The following is an 18778-nucleotide window of genomic DNA, read 5'->3' on the forward strand; positions in this document are numbered from 1 at the left end:
AAGGCCAACATAAAAATCAATAACAACAACCGTTTATGCATGAGTCAGTAGTAATGGTAATTTTTTGTTTTTCAATTGGATGTTCATGCCTTCAATGCCTTGCAATCCGCCGGTGTGAATCATCAAAATTTTGGAACCTTCAGGAAAATAATTTTTTTGAATTAAATCAATAACGCCAAAAACCATCTTTCCAGTATAAATTGGATCTAAAGGAATTCCGGTTTCAAGGTAAAATCGATTGATAAAATCAATAAGCTCCGGAGTTACTTTGCCATAGCCATCAAAATGATAATCCGAAATCAAATCCCAACGCTCGTTCGTGGCAAATCTACAAATTTCTTCTTTCAAAAAATCACCTTTGAGTGCGGGAAATCCTAAAATTTTCTGATGTGTTTGAGCACGGTTGATTAGTCCTGAAATGGTTCCGCCGGTTCCAACTGCACAGCAAATAAAATCAAATTCAGCGTCGGTTTCCGTTAAAATTTCTTCGCATCCTTTGACGGCCAAAGCGTTAGTTCCGCCTTCTGGAATTAAATAAAACGAACCCCATTTTTGTTCTAATCCGCTTAGAAATGAAGCTTCGGTTTTGTTACGATAACCTGCTCTGGAAACAAAATCGAGTTCCATACCACAGGCTTGAGTAAAACGTAAAGTTGGATTTTCTTGAATGGAATTTACAAGTTCATCACCGCGAATAACACCAACGGTTTTCAATTGATGTAATTTTCCCAATGCCGCCACGGCTGCAATATGATTCGAAAAAGCACCACCAAAAGTGAGCAATTGCTGCTTTTTTTCATTGTTCGCTTGAAGTAAATTGTATTTTAGTTTTCTAAATTTATTACCCGAAACAAAAGGATGAATCAAATCTTCGCGTTTGATTGACAAAGTAATATTTGGAAAACCTTCGATAAGTTGATTGGGTATATTCAAAGACAATTTTTCTTAATGTCCATTATAAACCGAAACTTTTTTCCCAAAATCCTGATTGCTTTTGGTGATGACTTTAACGATATATACTGCATCGCTAATGGCAGAAGTTGAAAATTGATATTTATCTTTTGTAGTAACATTCAAATCACTAAAAATCAACTTTCCGGTAATGTCATACAAACTAATCGATTTGATTGGCGTCAAATGTGGGTTCATCACTGTTAGTGTTTGCAACACATTGTTTTGTAAAACGGCAAAACTATCTGAACTCAAAGTCGGAATATCCAAAGTGGCATTGACGAAAGTAATTTCATATTGTGTATTGTTCACACCTGCTGGTAATGTCATTTCATAGTCACCATTGACAATATCATAATACACATCGCTGGTTTTGTCGTGCAAATAAACATTTTCAGTGCCGTCAAAATTGATGATGTCACCCACTTTAATTCTAAAACTAGCCGGAGTGGTATTTTTAAACCCAATTGGAATTCTTTTATTGATATCAAAATCTATCACATCAATCACATATTCGGCATTGTCAACCACAAAATACATATCCAATTCACTCGTAATATCAGGCGATTTAGCATCCATTGCAAAATCAGCTCCATCAGTAGCTGCGGGATGAAAAGCCAACGAAACTTGACGAATTCCTTGATTGTTTAATAACGTATTGAATTTGATTTGAGGAATTGGTTTCGTGCTAACAGTAGTATAGTCAAACCCAGAAACGGAAGGAATTGGAGGTAGAAAATCATTTTCATTCGGCGTTTCAACTGGAGCGGAATGTCTTTCAAATTGAGAATAATTCGCAGCGCCTTCTTTTTGATAAACCCTAAAATTATTCGTCATCGTAACGGTTCCCGTACTCGAGCCTTCAAGCATAAAACCTTGCCCAATCGGACAAAAACGTCTTTCATAATTAGCGCCACTTCCGACACTTCCCAATTGCGTTCCGGCACCATCATAAGCGTAAAACACAGCCGGCGTATAAACACCCATCGTTCCGTAAGGCGCAACATTAGCTCCTCCAACCGGAGAATACGTTCCGTAACCGCCTTTATAGGCAGTCAGATTGTGCGAGTTTACCGTTTTGTCTTGCTCCCAAAAATAAGCGATGCCTGTTGAATTTGTGGCTGCGAGAAGAAAAGCTTTTAAATCGATAGCAGATGGATATGGATTTCCGGTTAAAGTGCGTTTTCCTGCACCAAGATTTATGATAATATCACCATCATTGGGTCTTCCTCTAAAATCATAACGTTGTTTGCTTCCGGAATTATTATCAACGCCAGCGTCTAAAAATGTGGCGTCGGTTCCTGCGGTTCCTTTCATCGTAAATCCTTCTCCGGGATTGATAGCAGTAGCGTTATACACCCCAAACCATTGTGAATACAATGAAGAAGATAAGAATTTAAAAATCCAACCTTGGGAAATACTTAATGGATTTGAAATACCATTATAAGAATTCATGGGTAATATTGTCGCGGGTGTACTTGCAGTAGCGGTTGTAGGTTGATACAACATCGTGATTCCAAAAGGTTCGTTTCCAGAGGCAGTGATTGAATTTCCTACTGGTGAGCACCAATAATTATAGGCAAAATTGTTTACAGAACCTTCTTGAAAAACCGACAACTTTCCTGCCCCTGCATTGATAGAACTTCCTGTCTTGGCTTGCAAAAGTTGGGATTGATTTCTAAGAAAAATATCCCCTGTGTTTTGAATATTGATATCTTGTTTTACATATAGATATTTATCTGCAACATACACATAATTGTTACTAACATAAAGTTGTGCAAAATTATTTTGACAAACAAATAAAAGTAAAATCAAAATTAAATGTCGTGTAAACTTTCTCATTTTCATCTTTTTAGAGGATAAAAGTAGAAATAAAATTAAAAAAAAATGCATTTATATTTAAAAATATAGCGGTTTGAAACGCTCGTCGAGATTAACGGTTACTCATCGATTAAAAAGTAAAAAAAATACTAAATTGATTACTTTTATTTATCATTAAATTAATAAGGCATATGAAAAAGAACGTTCTTAATCTAATAATCATTGTTTCCTTTTTTTTAATTGGAAATAAAATATACGCTCAAGTCGGAATTGGAACCACTATGCCTTTTGCACAATTGGATATTCGTTCAAGCAATCAAGCAACACCGACAAACACGGACGGAATCCTGATTCCAAAAGTAGATACATTCCCAAGTACAAATCCGGGTCTTGATCAACAAAGCATGTTGGTTTATTTAACAACTGCAACGACTTTCGGAGGCAATCCAAAAGCGATAGGTTTTTATTATTGGGATGATAATTCTAGCGACTGGATTGGGATTTCATCCGCTGCCAACGGCGACCATGATTGGTATGAGGAAGGAACGACAACCGCTCCCAACGCCATCACCGATGATATGTTTCATTCTGGAAATGTAGCAATTGGAAAAATTACTGCCGATTTTCCTTTAGAAGTAAACACCACCAATTTTGACACCGGAATCAATTCTATTTATACTTCAAGTACAACAAATACAGTAACAAAAACTGGAATTGACAACGCCGTTTCCGGGACTTCAAATGATATCCATAACGGAATTAGAAATACCATCTCAAGCAGTGGAAGTGGCAATCAATATGGATCTAGAAACAACATGACCGGAACCGGATCTGGGTTGCACATAGGCACTTTTAATGATTTACTGAACGGAACCGGAATCTTTTGGGGAACCTACAACAGATTAAACACCATAACTTCTGCATTTCATTACGGAACTTTTAATGATATTTCTGGAGGTGACGGATCGAAATCAGGAACCCGAAACTTAATGTCAGGAACCAATACAATCCTCGATAAAGGAATTGAAAACTTAATGAACGGAACAGGAACTGCCATGCAAATGGGAACGTATAATACCATTGGGAATAATGGGGATGGAATACATTATGGGGTTTATAATGATTTAAACAATGTTGGTAATGGTGATCAATACGGAAACTACACTGCGCTAACCAATACGGGTGCGGGAATTCATTACGGAAATTATAACATCTTGAGTGGCAACGGCACTGCATCAGGCAACCAATACGGGACGGTTAATGCGATCAGTAAAATTGGTAACAGCGATCATTATGGTACAGAAAATATCTTAAGCGGAACAGGAAACGGCAACCAATACGGATCTTATTCATTGATTAGCAATTCCGGTATCGGTTTGCAATACGGCGCTTATCATGTACTTTCAGGGAATGGATTCAACGGACATTATGGTGTTTACAATCTACTTTCCGGTTCTAGCGGTGGAGTACAAACAGGTACTTTAAACGAAATCACCAATACAGCCGGCTCTTCACACTATGGTGCCTCTTCAGTACTTTCGGGATCCGGAGCCGCAACTAAGTACGGATTCAACGCATACATCGACCCAACAGCTGGCGGTACACATTATGGTGTTTATTCTAGTACCCTTAAACCCGGAGCGACCAACTTTGCCGGTTACTTTCTAGGCAATGTGGGCATCGGAACAGCAGTAGCCAATACTTATACGCTACCGCCATCAAGAGGTTTAGTAGGTCAAACCATGAGAACCGATGGTGCTGGAAATGTCACTTGGGCCAATAATAGTGATTTTGCTTGGTCTTTAACTGGGAATTCAGGAACAGTTCCCGGAACAAATTTTATAGGAACAACAGACGCTTTCGATTTTAGAATTAAAACAGGGAATACCAATAGATGGAATATTTCAAATGCCAATGCCGGACAATTACAATCTTTTTCATTAGGAACTGCGCTTTTACCCATTTATTCTTTTCAAACCGATACAAACACAGGGATGTTTAGTTCCGCAGCCGATATTTTAGCTTTTGCAACAAATGGAGTGCAAAGAATGACCATTGGAAGTACTGGAAATGTAGGAATCGGAACAACTGCTCCAGGATTTACGTTAGACGTTGCTTCAGCAGGAAGAACAATAAACACTACTACTTCAGTAGGAACAAGTGCTGCTGTTTTTGGGTTTAACACTACGGCATCTGGCGCTGGTGCTGGAGGCTATGGAGTTGGAGGACAAACAGCACAAAGCGGAAGTGCAGGCGTAAGAGGCGAACAATTAAATGCTGGAGGAGATGCTATTTCTGCAATCAATTTTGGTGTAACTGGAGCTGGAGCTGGAAGTGGTATATACGCACAAACCGCTCAATCAGGCGGAACTGGTATTGACGCTATCAATATTAATACCTCTGGAACTGCTATTTATTCTGCCGGTCAAAATGTTGGAGGAACTTATCTAATAGCGGGAAGTGGCGGATCGTTTAACGGTGTTACGACAGGCGTTCATGCAAGATCAACAACTGTTGGTGTTGGAGAAGCGCTTTATAGTGACCAATTTGGTAATATAACAAGAGTAAATTATTGGAGTGGAGCCACACAATATAAAATTATAGGCACCGGAACCGTTTCTACTACTGCCGAAAATATTAATGGTGAAAGAGTCACACTTCATTGTACCGAAGCGCCCGAAATTTATTTTGAAGATTACGGACAAGGTCAATTAGTAAATGGCAGTGTTCACATTGAAATTGACCCAACCATTGCAAAAAATATAACAGTCAATGACAAACATCCTTTGCGCGTCTACATCCAATTGGAAGACAATTGTAATGGTGTTTATGTTACCAATAAAACAGGAAATTCATTTGATGTTAAAGAATTAGCCAACGGACAAAGTAATGCCAAATTTCAATATCATATCGTAGGAAATAGAGCTGATGAACTATTGCCAAACGGACGCATATCTAAAAATGCGGATACGCGCTTTGAATTAGCTCCAAAAAATTTAGAAACCAAAGAAGCTGCTGCTGTAAATGTTGGAAAACCAACTTCAGCAAAATAAACTAAAGAAATCTCAGAAAATTCCAAAAAGACCTTGATCGTAAATAATCGAGGTCTTTTTCGTTTGTATAAGCTTCTCGCTCAAAAACAACATTCCGATATGCACTTTTTTTATCCCTATACCGCGCCAACTTCACCAAAAAATCAATCCCATACAACACAAAAAAAGGAAGCACCAATAACTCCAACTGCTGTCTTAAATGTATGCGCTCGTGATTCAGAAAAACCAAATTTTCTTTGTCATTTCTATCCCTGAGCAATACAAAAGGATACACCGTCATCCCACGATACCCTTTCGGTATTAAATATTTAGTGACGATAAGAAACATATTTATAAATTTCTTCTTTACTTTTTATTTTGCCTATGGAAGAAGCGACCTCAGATAAATTATTTATTTTTGGTAAAAATAAATAATTCCCTTCGGGGTGCACTATGCTCGACCAAAATAACGAAAATAAATCCATCGAAGGCGAAGATTTCTATTACACGCCCGAAGGCTACAAATGCTTCACCGAACAATACCATCTCAAGCGCGGTCATTGCTGCAAAAGCGGTTGCCGACATTGCCCCTATGGATTCGATAAAAAAACAGGAACAATCAAAAAATAATGTGGGCGTTTCCCTTTGGGTCGGGCTTTCCGCAGTACACGGTACTGCTTCCAATCCCTAACGCGATACATCATAAACTAGAAAAATCTCATTAACTTAGCCACTCAGAAACTCAGTCACTCAGCAACTCAAAAAACATGACTTTTCAAGAACAAATACAACAAGGCATTCCAAGTGTTATACCACAACCAAAACCTTACGACACAAGTGTCAATCACGCACCGAAACGAAAAGAAATCCTTTCCAAAGAAGAAAAAAAATTAGCCCTTCGAAACGCCCTACGTTATTTCGAACCACAACACCACGCCGAACTCATCAAAGAATTCTCGCAGGAATTAGAAACCTACGGCCGCATCTATATGTATCGGTTTCATCCCGATTATAAAATATACGCTCGCCCCATTTCCGAATATCCCGGAAAATGCGAGCAAGCCAAAGCGATTATGCTGATGATTCAAAACAATCTAGATCATGCCGTCGCACAACATCCACACGAATTGATTACGTATGGTGGCAACGGCGCCGTTTTTTCGAATTGGGCGCAATACCTTCTTACGATGCAATACCTAGCGCAAATGACCGAAGAGCAAACCCTCGCGATGTATTCCGGTCATCCGATGGGATTGTTCCCATCACACAAAGACGCGCCAAGAGTTGTGGTTACTAATGGTATGATGATTCCGAATTATTCCAAACCAGACGATTGGGAAAAATTCAATGCCTTAGGCGTTTCGCAATACGGACAAATGACCGCCGGAAGCTATATGTATATCGGCCCGCAAGGCATCGTACACGGCACCACCATCACCGTTCTCAATGGTTTCAGAAAAATAAAAAAATCGCCTAAAGGTGGCTTGTTTGTCACTTCAGGTTTAGGCGGCATGTCAGGCGCACAACCAAAAGCTGGAAACATCGCGGGTTGCATCACTGTTTGCGCCGAAGTCAATCCTAAAATCACACACATTCGCCATTCGCAAGGCTGGATCAACGAAGTCATAGAGAATATTGACGATTTAGTCAAACGAGTACGCATTGCAAAAGAAAATAACGAAACCGTTTCGATTGGTTATCTCGGCAATGTCGTAGATATTTGGGAACGTTTTGATGATGAGAATCTACACATCGATTTGGGTTCAGACCAAACTTCATTGCATAATCCATGGGCTGGCGGTTATTATCCAGTTGGAATTTCCTTCGAAGACTCGAACAAAATGATGGCTGAAAATCCTGAATTATTCAAACAAAAAGTACAAGAAACACTTCGTCGTCATACAACTGCCATCAACAAACACACCGCAAAAGGAACCTATTTCTTCGATTACGGCAACGCCTTTTTACTCGAAGCTTCGCGCGCCAATGCCGATATCATGGCCACCAACGGTATCGATTTCCGCTACCCAAGTTACGTGCAAGACATCATGGGACCGATGTGTTTCGATTACGGATTCGGTCCGTTTCGCTGGGTTTGCGCTTCCGGAAAACCAGAAGATTTAGCCAAAACCGATGCTATTGCTTGTGCCGTTTTAGAAGAAATGGCCAAAGCCGCTCCGGCTGAAATCCAGCAACAAATGCAAGACAACATCCAATGGATTAAAGGCGCACAAGAAAACAAACTCGTCGTGGGTTCTCAAGCCAGAATTCTATACGCCGATGCAGAAGGTCGAATCAAAATTGCTGAAGCATTCAATCAAGCGATTGCGAAAGGCGACATTGGAACGGTCATTTTAGGCCGCGACCATCATGATGTTTCAGGAACAGATTCACCTTACAGAGAAACTTCTAATATTTATGACGGTTCTCGTTTTACTGCGGATATGGCGATTCAAAATGTGATTGGCGATAGCTTTCGCGGTGCTACATGGGTATCGATTCACAATGGTGGTGGCGTAGGTTGGGGCGAAGTCATTAACGGAGGTTTCGGCATGGTGCTCGATGGTTCTACCGATGCTTCAAGACGATTGCAATCGATGTTGTTTTGGGATGTCAATAACGGCATTTCAAGAAGAAGTTGGGCCAGAAATGAAGGTGCTGTTTTCGCGATTAAACGCGCCATGGAAACGCAACCTTTGCTCAAAGTAACGCTTCCAAATGAAGTCGCAGATGGGTTGTTGGATGATTAGATTTTAGGATTTTAAGACTGTAAGATTGTAAGACAACTCCATTTAAAATTGAGCTCTTAAAATTATTATAATACACACGAAAATCAACAAATACTCGTTTTATAAAATGGTTGAATCTTACCGTCTTAAAATCTTATAGTCTTAAAATCTAAAAAAATGAAAACAATAAAATTGCTCCCGTTGTTACTACTCTACTTAGTAGTTTCTTGTGGTTCCGTGCATGTCAACACCGATTACGATAAAGCAGTCGATTTCACGCAATATAAGACTTACGCTTATTATAAAACCGGCATTGATAAAGTCGAAATTTCCGACTTAGACAAAAAAAGAATCCTGCGTTCTATTGATGAAGCCATGCTTGCCAAAGGATTCACCAAAACCGACACACCCGACTTGTTGATTAACATCAATGCGAAATCCGAGAAAAACGTCAACATGAATCAGTTTTATGCGGGTTATGGTTACGGTTGGGGATTTGGTTGGAGTCCGTATTGGGGCGGTGGTACGAGTTTAACAACCTCAACCGATGGCATTTTAACGATTGATCTCATTGACGCCAAGAAAAAAGAATTGATTTGGCAAGGGGAAGGCTCGGGCTACTTGACGAAAGACACTAATGAAAAGGATGAAAACATTAAGGAATTTGTGACTAAGATTTTAGCGCAGTATCCGCCGGATGTGAAGAAATAAGTTGACCGTTATGGATTAACAGTTAAAAACCGTAGTAGTGATATTACGGTTTTTTTTGTTGGAGTCGAATGCCCTAGCCCGGATTGTAATGGAAAGCTTTTTAGCTTGTTGGCTTTACAATTTTTTGGTTGATAAAGCGACCAACGGAAGCTCTTAGCAGCCTTTTAAATTGTTGCCAACGAGGTAAAAACTTGTAATGGAAAGCCGGAATCGCTCCTGAAACAATTTACAAAAATTTATTTGTAGCCGATTTCTTCAGTCAATTCTATTTTACTTTTCATGAAATTTCCGGAACCTCGACCCACTGCTCTGCCTTTTTCGTCGTATAAAATCGCATCGGCTATGAACAGATTTTTGGACTTGAATTTGACTTCACCTACAGCCTTTATCAATCCGTTTGACACGGGCCGCAACAGTTGGATGTTGAATGACACCGTATAGACAAACACGTCTTTTACGATAGAGTTGACCGCAAAAAAGGCAGCATCATCAAGCATTTTGAAATAAACCGAACCGTGGATGGCATGCGCGGCGTGGAAGAATTTATCTTGAACCTTTAACGTAAGTTGCGCTTTTTCATCAGAAACCTCAATCGTAATTCCGTTGTATATTTCGGTGTTTACGGGCGCGGATAAATACATGCGCTCCAGTTTTTGATAATGCGCGTTGGATGTTTCCATCGTTTTTGGAATTAGTATTAATAGCCCAAGAGTTCGTCTATTTTGGCGCGGACTTTATCGGCATTCGGAACCATGGTCTGCTCTAAAGTCATGTTGAGTGGAATCGCGGGCATGTTTTCCGAACCGATGACCATCACCGGAGCATCGAGATGTCGGAAACATTTTTCCTGAATCATTCCTGCCAGACTTCTCGCGAACGAATTGTTTGTAGGCTCTTCGGTTACGACTAGGCACTTTTTAGCTTTCTTGACCGATTTTAAAATCGTTTCCTCGTCGAGCGGATATAAAGTTCTTAAATCGATGATTTCGACTTGCTCTTTAATATCAACCGAAGCATTGAGCGCCCAATGCACGCCCATGCCGTAAGTAATGACTGAAATGGTTTCTTGCTCGTCTTGTGACCAAACTTCCTGAACGATGTTGGCTTTTCCGAAAGGTAATATATAGTCTTCAGAAGGTTCGTTGACACGTGCTGCATCAGTGCCTTTGACTTTGCTCCAATACAAACCTTTGTGCTCTAAAATCACGACTGGATTTGGATCGTAATAAGCGGCTTTCATCAAGCCTTTTAAATCGGCGCCATTGCTTGGATAGGCTATTTTGATGCCGCGAATATTGGTCAACACACTTTCTACAGACGAAGAATGATATGGGCCGCCGCTGCCATACGCGCCAATCGGCACCCGCAGAATCATGCTCACGGGCCATTTGCCATTGGTCAGATAACTCGATCGACTGACTTCGGTGAACAGCTGATTAAGTCCGGGCCAAATATAATCAGCGAATTGTACCTCAACAATCGGCTTCAAACCTACTGCTGACATTCCGACTGTAGAGCCTACGATGAATGCTTCTTGAATGGGTGTATTAAAAACACGTTCATCACCAAACTTCTGCGCTAAGGTTGCCGCTTCTCTAAAAACGCCCCCTAATCTGCCACCAACATCTTGTCCGTATAACAAGCATTCGGGATGTTTCCGCATGAGTTCTTCAACGGCAAACAATGCGCAATCAACCATCACAACTTTATCTTCGCGCTCGGGATTGCGTTCGCCTGTTTCTTCTGTTATGGTAGTCGGAGCAAAATCATGCGTGAATAAATCTTCAGGTTTTGGATCTTCAGCCAATTGTGCTTTATCAAAATCGGCTTGCACTTTAGCAATAGCTGTTTGTTCTAGTTTTGAAATGTCTTTCGTTGTAAATCCAGCATTCAATAACTGCTGCTGCAACACCGGAAACGGATCACGCGACTGCGCTTCTTCAAGATCATCGCGATACCATTCCATTCGAACACCTGAAGTATGGTGATTCAATAACGGCACTTTTGCATGCACCAAAAACGGACGACGTTCTGCACGAATCGTTTGCAACACTTTTTGAATCGCCAAATAACTTTCGGTAAAATTGGCGCCATCAATTGAAATCGCTTCGATACCATGAAAACCTTTGGCATATTCAAACGCATTTTGTGCTCGGGTTTCTTTTGCATTCGCTGAAATATCCCAACCGTTATCCTGCACCAAATATAAAATCGGCAATTGCTTCAACGCCGCCATTTGAAATGCTTCCGCCACTTCACCTTCCGTTACCGATGCGTCACCTAATGAGCAAACAACAATCGGTTTTTCTTCATTCTTATCTTCAATGCCTATATTTTCTTTATACCAAAAACCCATCGCCGTTCCTGTTGCTGGAATGGCTTGCATTCCGGTAGCAGACGATTGATGTGGAATCTTAGGTTTATCGGCATCGCGCAAACTCGGATGACAATAATAGGTACGTCCGCCAGAAAACGGGTCGTCTCTTTTCGCCATCAATTGCAGCATCAAATCATACGGTTGCATACCAATTCCGAGCAACATCGCATCATCGCGGTAATACGGAAACGCATAATCTTGTGGCAACAATTGCATCGCTAGCGCAATCTGAATCGCTTCATGTCCACGCGAAGTAGCATGCACGTATTTCGAAACTATTTTAAAATTGGCTTCATATAATTCAGTCATCGCCTTGGCCGTTGCCATGGTTGTGAATGCTTTTTCTAAAATGATCTTGTTTAATGTCTTTTCTAAAACTTCCATTTTTTATTTTTTAGGAGCCGGGAACCTGCTATCATTCCAATCTTGTCATTGCGAACGCAGTGAAGCAATCTGTTTAATGCTTACGGCGCAATGCCAAGGATTTTCCCTTCAAACGAAGTTCACTGAACTCGTATGAAAAATATTAACCAGTGAGGTAATCAGGGCTAGGCTTTTACTGTCAAATCAACTTCTACTATCCAACCGAACTTGTCTGCTCTCTTTTGTGTTTTAATCGCATCCATTGTAGCTTTAATGTCTTTGCCTACTGGAGCATCTGCAGGAAATGTAATCTTCATGTCTTTATATCCAATTTCCTCCACGGGTGCAATCGATACTGCGGTTCCGGCACCAAAAGCTTCTTCTAAAGTTCCGTTTTCAAAAGCTGCTAGGATTTCTTTCATCGAAACCGGTCTTTCAGTAACTTCAAATCCTTTGTCACGAAGCAAATCAATGACACTCAATCTAGTGATGCCATTCAACACCGAACCTCCAAGATTGGGCGTAATGAATTTCCCAGCAATCTTGAAGAAAATATTCATCGTTCCGCATTCCTGCACATATTCAAAATCTCTGGCATCGAGCCACAACACTTGGTCGTATCCTTTTTGTTTCGCCATTTCCGTCGGACGGATTGCCGCCGCATAATTTCCAGCCGCTTTAGCTTCTCCGGTGCCACCATTGGCTGCGCGGATGTATTGGGTTTCTGCCCACAACTTAATCGGTTTGCTGAAAAACGGCCCACTTGGCGAGGCGAAAATGATAAACTTAAATTTGGTTGATGCACGCATTCCGATAAACGCTTCATCGGCATACATAAACGGACGCAAATACAAAGCACTGCCGTCTTGCGTTGGAATCCAATCTTTTTCAACTGCCACCAATCGCTTCAATCCTTCCACGAATAAATCTTCCGGAAAAGCTGGCATTCCCATTCGATCGGCGCTGAAATTCAAACGTTTTGCATTCTGATCAGGTCGGAATAACAATGGTGTTTGGTCTTTGCCAAGTGTCGCTTTCAATCCTTCAAAAATTGCTTGCCCGTAATGCAAAGCCATCGCTGCAGGATGCGTTGGAATGGTTTCCAAAGGCTCGATTCTCGGGTTGTTCCATTGTCCGTTTTCGTAATCACAAATAAACATATGATCGGTAAAAGCCAATCCCATCGCAATATTGTTGATGTCGATTTCCTTTGCTCTCGAGCTGTGCTTGATGGTTTCTTTGATGTTGTAAAGCATAATCTTGTATTTTATATTGTTGTGTTGTGGTCAAATTGTTCTAAATAATCGCCGACTTTTCTGAGAAATGAGCCACCCAAAAATCCATCTACGACGCGGTGATCGAACGATAGTGAAAGGTACATCATGCTTCGAATCGCAATCTCATCTCCCTTTTCAGTCGTGATTACTTCGGGCCGTTTTTTTATAATTCCAAAAGCCAAAATCGCGACTTCTGGTTGGTTGATGATAGGTGTTCCCATAAGACTTCCGAATGTTCCGACGTTTGAAATCGTAAACGTACTTCCCTGAACTTCATCAGGTTTGAGTTTATTGTTTCGGGAACTTTCAGCCAAATGATTGACGGTTTTTGCAAGTTCAAGTATATTTTTTTCGTTGGCATTTTTGACCACAGGAACGATTAGGTTTCCACTTGGTAAAGCGGTTGCCATGCCTATATTGATGTCTTTATGAACGATGATGTTTTTCCCATCTACCGAAACATTAATCATTGGAAAATCTGCAATTCCTTTTGCAACTGCATCGACAAAAATCGGTGTAAACGTTAGTTTCTCGTTATGCTTTTGCAGAAATTGGTCTTTCGTTTTATTACGCCATTCGACCAAATTCGTCACATCCACTTCGATGTAGGAAGTCACGTGCGGCGAGGTTTGTTTCGAATAAACCATGTGGTCGGCAATCATTTTGCGCATGCGATCCATTTCGACGATGCGGTCTTTGCCTTCGGTGAAATTGATGTGTGGTTTTGGGTAAGAAGTTGTTAGTTGTCGGCTGTCGGTTGTTGGCTTGCTTTGGATTGGGTATTTGCGATTTTTTAAATAATTGAAAATATCGCTTTTTTGAATGCGTCCGTCAGTTCCTGAACCAGAAATACTTTGCACTTCTTCTATGGATAGGTTTTCCTTTTGTGCGATACTGATAATCAGTGGACTTAGGAAGTTGTCGGTTGTGAGTTGTAGGTTGCGAGTTGTGGGTTGTGAGTCTTCTGTCTTGGCTTTTGACTCCTGCTTCTTGTCTCCGTCATTGCGAGCCTGCGAAGCAATCTCGCTCTTGTCAGCGATTTGTTCCGTCTTACCAATCGTTATTTTCTTCCCAGCAGTTTTACCATCGCTATCGATTAATGCCAATACTTCGCCTACTTTTACAATGTCATTTTTTGCGAAACGGATTTCAGTAATGATTCCATTGACTGGAGAAGGCACATCGCTATCGACTTTATCAGTAGCGACTTCCAAAATAGTTTCTTCCGCATCTACAGTATCGCCCACGTTTTTGAGCCAACTGATGATGGTTGCTTCGGAAATACTTTCACCCATTTTGGGCATTTTAAATTCAATTATTGACATATGTTTAGTGTTCAGTGTTCAGGTTATTAGTGTTCAGTTGCTGCCAACTCAATACTGTTTACTGATCACTTTTTCTGAATTCTTCTAATGTTTTATAAAACGCTTCTTGTGTCGGTCGATTTTTTGGGATTTCCCGCAACGGTTCGACGGCTTTTAGCGTTTCGTATAATTCTTTCGGCAACTGCTGGTATAAAGCGGTTCCTTTGGTTTTCCATGCGATCATTTCATCTGAAACAGTTTTAATAATCACTGCAGGATTTCCGACGACCATTCTTCTTGCGGGAATATGCGTTTCGGCTTTGACAAAAGTTAAAGCACCCACAAGACATTCATCGCCAATCTCACAATCATCCATAATTACAGCGTTCATGCCGATAAGACAATTCTTCCCGATGTTCGCGCCATGGATGATGGCACCGTGTCCGATATGCGATCCGGCTTTGAGCGTTATGCTTTTTCCGGGAAACATATGAATCGTACAGTTTTCCTGGATATTGCAACCGTCTTCGATAATAATCTCGCCCCAATCTCCGCGAATGGCTGCACCTGGGCCTACATAAACGTCTTTTCCGATGATTACATTTCCTGTTACCGCGGCCTGCGGATGGATGAAACTGCTTTCGTGAATTACTGGGATGAAGCCTTTGAATTCGTAGATCATTTTTGGATTGTTAGATTTTTAGACACGCCTGCGGCTTTAGACACGCTGCGCTTTAGACTGTTAGACTTTGAACTTTTTTAATGTTTCTTTTGTGAAATCTGATAACACCAATCTTCCGCTGATAGCAGCTCTTTCGGCTAGTAATGTATCCCAATCGTCGGTGCCGCGCCAGAATATTTTTTTCATTTCTAACATGGCTTCGGGATTGTAAGTGCATAAATGTTTGGCGGAAGCTTCGACGGCGGTGTCCATTTCCTCGATAGATTCGTAGACATTGGCGTATAATCCTTTGCTTCTTGCCCATTCGGCTTCATAGAAATTATTGGCGTCGATGGCGATTTGTGACATCGCGGAAACTCCCATTTTGCGTTCTATTGCGGGTGATACTACGAATGGACCTATACCTACGTTGAGCTCACTGAGTTTAATCGACGCGGATTGTGTTGCCATGCAATAATCGGTTGCTGCTGCAATTCCGACTCCACCGCCAACTGTTTTTCCTTGAATTCTTCCGATGATGAATTTTGGACATTGGCGCATCGCGTTGATTACGTTGGCAAAGCCTGAGAAAAATATTTTTCCGGTTTCGGCATCGTTGATGGCTATTAGTTCTTTGAAACTCGCTCCGGCACAAAAAGTCCGGTCGCCTCCGCTTTTAAGGATGATGACTTTAACCTCATCATTCTTTCCTGCATCGGTGATAGTTTGGGCTAGTTGTGCTAGAATATTACCAGGCAAGGAATTCTGTTCGGGATGAAAGAACTCGATGGTGGCGATGTTGTTTTGTATGTCTTGTTTTACGTATGCGTCCATTTTTATTTTTTTAACCGCAAAGTTCGCGAAGGGTTTCGCAAAGTTCGCAAGCGTTGTTTTTATTTTCTCGCAGAGACGCAAAGGCGCAAAGCTGAGTTTTGGTTTCTTATTTCCTGAATGCCCTAGCCCTGATAGTAGTGGAAATCCTTTTGTGGCGGCGTTCGCCATAAAAGATTGCAACGGATAGCAGGTTCCCGGCTCCTAATCTAAAATTCCAAATTGTTTAAAATGATGGTTGAAATGTTTGGTGCTTAGTAAGTCCCATTCGAATTTGTCCATCATGCCGAACACTACATTTTTGGTGCGTGCGTCGGGATTTTCGTTGAAATATTGTTCGTAAGCGTCGTAGGCTTCGATGAGTTTTTGTTTGGCGGTTGGCAAGTCGGGATGCGTTAGATTTTCGTTTTCACCGGCTTTCATCAGCGGATGTTGGTGTCCGTTCGGGAACGGCCTGTGATTGAAAACGGCTTCGCGGAATTTGTCGAGATGCTCGGCTGGCGTGGCGATTTCGAAATCTCCTTTTTGGATCGAAGCGTATAGAAATTGTTGTTCCAGATGCTCGATCATGTGCTGCGGCGTCATCGTTCCCCAATTGGCTTTGTGATTTTCAGTCAGTTTTGAAAGATAACTTTCGATATTGTTTCTATTGATTTCGATATATGGCGATTTCTTTTGCACCATAGTTAAGATGGTGGCTACGGCAACCAATTCGTCGTTTTGATCGAAAACTTCAACGAACCATTTGACGATACCACAAGGCAATACTTCTCCGACACTGTCGCGTTCTATTTTTTGTTTGCATGTTAAACGTACATAAATTGTATCGTTGTGATATATTGGGCGTAGGAAACGACACTCTTCGAGTCCGTAATTCGCAGCAACCGGGCCTTTGTTTGGATAAACGAACAAACCTGCGGCGGCGGCTAGAATGAAATAGCCGTGTGCTGTGCGCTTTTCGAAAATACTGCCTTTGAGCGATGTGATATCGGTGTGCGCGTAGAAATGATCCCAAGTTAAGTTGGCAAAATTGATGATATCGGTATCAGTAACGGTGCGGTTGTGCGTTTTGATTGACATACCGGCTTGGATATCATCCCAATAATATTTGAACGGATGTTCGGGTGATTCTTTGTATTTCGAATTGGGTTGGTAGATGCCGGTGATTTCCGTCAGTGTCGTTGGTGAACCTTGAATCGCACAACGTTGCATATAATGTCTGATGCCTCGCAATCCGCCCATTTCTTCGCCACCGCCTGCGCGACCCGGACCACCGTGAACGAGCAATGGCAGTGGTGAACCGTGACCGGTGCTTTGTTTGGCATTTTCACGATTCAAAACCAAAATCCTTCCGTGGTGTGAAGCGGCATTGATTACGTAATCTTTAGCGATATTGTCGTTGTTGGTTACAATGGATGATACGAGTGAACCTTTTCCCATTTGGGCTAATTCAATCGCTTCGTCTAAATTTTTATAGGGCATAATCGTCGCAACCGGACCGAAAGCTTCGGTGTCGTGTGATGCGGTATTTTTGAATGGATGGTCTTCGCGCAGTAACATCGGTGAGATGAAAGCACCTTTGGTTGCATCGGCACCAATCGTGGTGATTTTATCATAATCGCCGTAGACGATTGCTGCGGTTTGAGCGATTTCTCGCGTGCGCATTTTGACTTCGTTGACTTGGTCGTTGCTGACTAACGCTCCCATTCTAACTTCTTTAAGTCTTGGATCTCCGATAGTTACTTTGTCTAGCGCCTTTCCTAATGCGATTTGAACATCTTCAACTAAATTTTGAGGAACAATAATGCGGCGTATTGCCGTACATTTTTGTCCACATTTGACGGTCATTTCACTTCTGACTTGATTCACGAATAAGTCGAATTCGGGTGTTCCTGGAATGGCATCTTCGCCAAGTATGGAGGAGTTTAACGAATCGGCTTCCATGTTGAATGGTACAGATTCGCTAATGATTCTTGGATGCGACTTAAGCATTCTTCCTGTGGATGCGGAACCGGTAAAGGTTACGACGTCTTGGCTTTCGACACTATCTAAAATAGAATTCGCCGAACCACAAATAAGTTGCAAAGCACCTTCAGGTAATATATTCGAAGCTATGATTTCTTTGACAACTGCCTCAGTTAAGTATGATGTTGATGTAGCTGGTTTTACAACAGCTGGCATTCCCGCCATCCAGTTGACAGCGCATTTTTCTAACATACCCCAGATAGGAAAATTGAATGCATTGATGTGCACCGCAACACCTTTTTTAGGAACTAGAATATGATGTGCCATAAAACGCCCACCTTTGGAAAGATCGATGGGGTCGCCTTCTACGTCATAAGATTGGTTTGGGAATAATTTTCTCAAAGAAGCATTTGCGAATAAGTTTCCGAATCCGCCTTCAATATCAATCCAACTGTCGACGCGCGTAGCTCCGGTTCTGTAACTGATTTCATAGAATTGCTCTTTGCGTTTGTTGAGATACAAAGCCAGTTTTTTGATCATGTTGCCACGTTCTTGAAACGTCATCTTGCGCAACTTTTCGCCGCCTTTGGTTCTTCCGTAGTGGAGAATTTCTTCAAAATTCAATCCTTCGGTAGAAGCATGTGTAATGATTTCTCCTGTTACAGAATCAAATAAGGGCGAACCTTCTCCTTTACCTTCTGTCCAATGCCCGTTGACGTAATTTCCTAATTTCATATGCTTTTATTGTTGATTGAT

General features: G+C 41.4%; 13 protein-coding genes. 4 read left to right on the top strand and 9 right to left on the bottom strand.

Going from position 1 to position 18778, the window contains the following annotated elements; all coding sequences use genetic code 11:
* Positions 1–33: 33 nt before the first annotated feature.
* Together RMO03_RS13375 and RMO03_RS13380 are read right to left on the bottom strand one after the other, a co-directional pair.
* Entirely contained in the window at positions 34–933 is a 900-nt protein-coding gene (locus RMO03_RS13375; RefSeq protein WP_309642607.1) for a pyridoxal-phosphate dependent enzyme, read from the bottom strand.
* A gap of 12 nt (positions 934–945) precedes the next feature.
* Positions 946–2793 (bottom strand): secretion protein, encoded by a 1848-nt coding sequence (locus tag RMO03_RS13380; RefSeq protein ID WP_309642608.1) that lies wholly within the window; start codon positions 2791–2793, stop codon positions 946–948.
* Between the two features lie 170 nt (positions 2794–2963).
* On the opposite strand from RMO03_RS13380, the gene RMO03_RS13385 reads away from it, so the two are divergent.
* The 4 genes from RMO03_RS13385 (at position 2964) to RMO03_RS13400 (ending at position 9244) form a co-directional block, all read left to right on the top strand.
* Positions 2964–5825 (top strand): hypothetical protein, encoded by a 2862-nt coding sequence (locus RMO03_RS13385; protein ID WP_309642609.1) that lies wholly within the window; start codon positions 2964–2966, stop codon positions 5823–5825.
* 432 nt (positions 5826–6257) lie between these two features.
* The gene (locus tag RMO03_RS13390; protein WP_309642610.1) at positions 6258–6434 is read left to right on the top strand and encodes a DUF5522 domain-containing protein; all 177 of its coding nucleotides are present in this window, start codon (positions 6258–6260) and stop codon (positions 6432–6434) included.
* Positions 6435–6571: 137 nt separating this feature from the next.
* Complete coding sequence (locus tag RMO03_RS13395) at positions 6572–8554, top strand: urocanate hydratase (RefSeq protein ID WP_309642611.1); 1983 nt, start codon at positions 6572–6574, stop codon at positions 8552–8554.
* 156 nt (positions 8555–8710) lie between these two features.
* Positions 8711–9244: a DUF4136 domain-containing protein gene (locus tag RMO03_RS13400; protein ID WP_309642612.1), complete on the top strand. Its 534-nt coding sequence runs from the start codon at positions 8711–8713 to the stop codon at positions 9242–9244.
* Positions 9245–9480: 236 nt separating this feature from the next.
* Here RMO03_RS13400 and RMO03_RS13405 read toward each other — a convergent pair whose 3' ends face one another.
* From RMO03_RS13405 to paaZ, 7 genes are all read right to left on the bottom strand, one after another.
* On the bottom strand, positions 9481–9924 hold the full coding sequence (locus RMO03_RS13405; protein WP_309642613.1) for a PaaI family thioesterase: 444 nt from the start codon (positions 9922–9924) through the stop codon (positions 9481–9483).
* A 17-nt stretch (positions 9925–9941) separates the two neighbouring features.
* Positions 9942–12005, bottom strand: coding sequence for a thiamine pyrophosphate-dependent enzyme (locus RMO03_RS13410; RefSeq protein WP_309642614.1), 2064 nt, complete (start codon positions 12003–12005; stop codon positions 9942–9944).
* A gap of 164 nt (positions 12006–12169) precedes the next feature.
* Positions 12170–13240: a branched-chain amino acid aminotransferase gene (locus RMO03_RS13415; RefSeq protein WP_309642615.1), complete on the bottom strand. Its 1071-nt coding sequence runs from the start codon at positions 13238–13240 to the stop codon at positions 12170–12172.
* Between the two features lie 11 nt (positions 13241–13251).
* The gene (locus tag RMO03_RS13420; protein WP_309642616.1) at positions 13252–14586 is read right to left on the bottom strand and encodes a dihydrolipoamide acetyltransferase family protein; all 1335 of its coding nucleotides are present in this window, start codon (positions 14584–14586) and stop codon (positions 13252–13254) included.
* Between the two features lie 58 nt (positions 14587–14644).
* Positions 14645–15247, bottom strand: a complete 603-nt coding sequence (locus RMO03_RS13425; RefSeq protein WP_309642617.1) for a transferase hexapeptide repeat family protein — start codon at positions 15245–15247, stop codon at positions 14645–14647.
* A 60-nt stretch (positions 15248–15307) separates the two neighbouring features.
* On the bottom strand, positions 15308–16060 hold the full coding sequence (locus tag RMO03_RS13430) for an enoyl-CoA hydratase/isomerase family protein (protein WP_309642618.1): 753 nt from the start codon (positions 16058–16060) through the stop codon (positions 15308–15310).
* A gap of 201 nt (positions 16061–16261) precedes the next feature.
* Positions 16262–18757, bottom strand: a complete 2496-nt coding sequence (gene paaZ / locus RMO03_RS13435; RefSeq protein ID WP_309642619.1) for a phenylacetic acid degradation bifunctional protein PaaZ — start codon at positions 18755–18757, stop codon at positions 16262–16264.
* Positions 18758–18778: the final 21 nt, after the last annotated feature.

The sequence above is a fragment of the Flavobacterium sp. genome, from assembly GCF_031411595.1.
In the GTDB taxonomy this organism is placed as follows: Bacteria; Bacteroidota; Bacteroidia; order Flavobacteriales; family Flavobacteriaceae; genus Flavobacterium.

Bases quoted from the DNA above. Each gene is read 5' to 3' on its own strand.
- RMO03_RS13380 (WP_309642608.1), bottom strand. From the start codon at position 2,793: ATGAGAAAGTTTACACGACATTTAATTTTGATTTTACTTTTATTTGTT.
- RMO03_RS13385 (WP_309642609.1), top strand. From the start codon at position 2,964: ATGAAAAAGAACGTTCTTAATCTAATAATCATTGTTTCCTTTTTTTTA.
- RMO03_RS13390 (WP_309642610.1), top strand. From the start codon at position 6,258: ATGCTCGACCAAAATAACGAAAATAAATCCATCGAAGGCGAAGATTTC.
- RMO03_RS13395 (WP_309642611.1), top strand. From the start codon at position 6,572: ATGACTTTTCAAGAACAAATACAACAAGGCATTCCAAGTGTTATACCA.
- RMO03_RS13400 (WP_309642612.1), top strand. From the start codon at position 8,711: ATGAAAACAATAAAATTGCTCCCGTTGTTACTACTCTACTTAGTAGTT.
- RMO03_RS13405 (WP_309642613.1), bottom strand. From the start codon at position 9,924: ATGGAAACATCCAACGCGCATTATCAAAAACTGGAGCGCATGTATTTA.
- RMO03_RS13410 (WP_309642614.1), bottom strand. From the start codon at position 12,005: ATGGAAGTTTTAGAAAAGACATTAAACAAGATCATTTTAGAAAAAGCA.
- RMO03_RS13415 (WP_309642615.1), bottom strand. From the start codon at position 13,240: ATGCTTTACAACATCAAAGAAACCATCAAGCACAGCTCGAGAGCAAAG.
- RMO03_RS13420 (WP_309642616.1), bottom strand. From the start codon at position 14,586: ATGTCAATAATTGAATTTAAAATGCCCAAAATGGGTGAAAGTATTTCC.
- RMO03_RS13425 (WP_309642617.1), bottom strand. From the start codon at position 15,247: ATGATCTACGAATTCAAAGGCTTCATCCCAGTAATTCACGAAAGCAGT.
- RMO03_RS13430 (WP_309642618.1), bottom strand. From the start codon at position 16,060: ATGGACGCATACGTAAAACAAGACATACAAAACAACATCGCCACCATC.
- paaZ (WP_309642619.1), bottom strand. From the start codon at position 18,757: ATGAAATTAGGAAATTACGTCAACGGGCATTGGACAGAAGGTAAAGGA.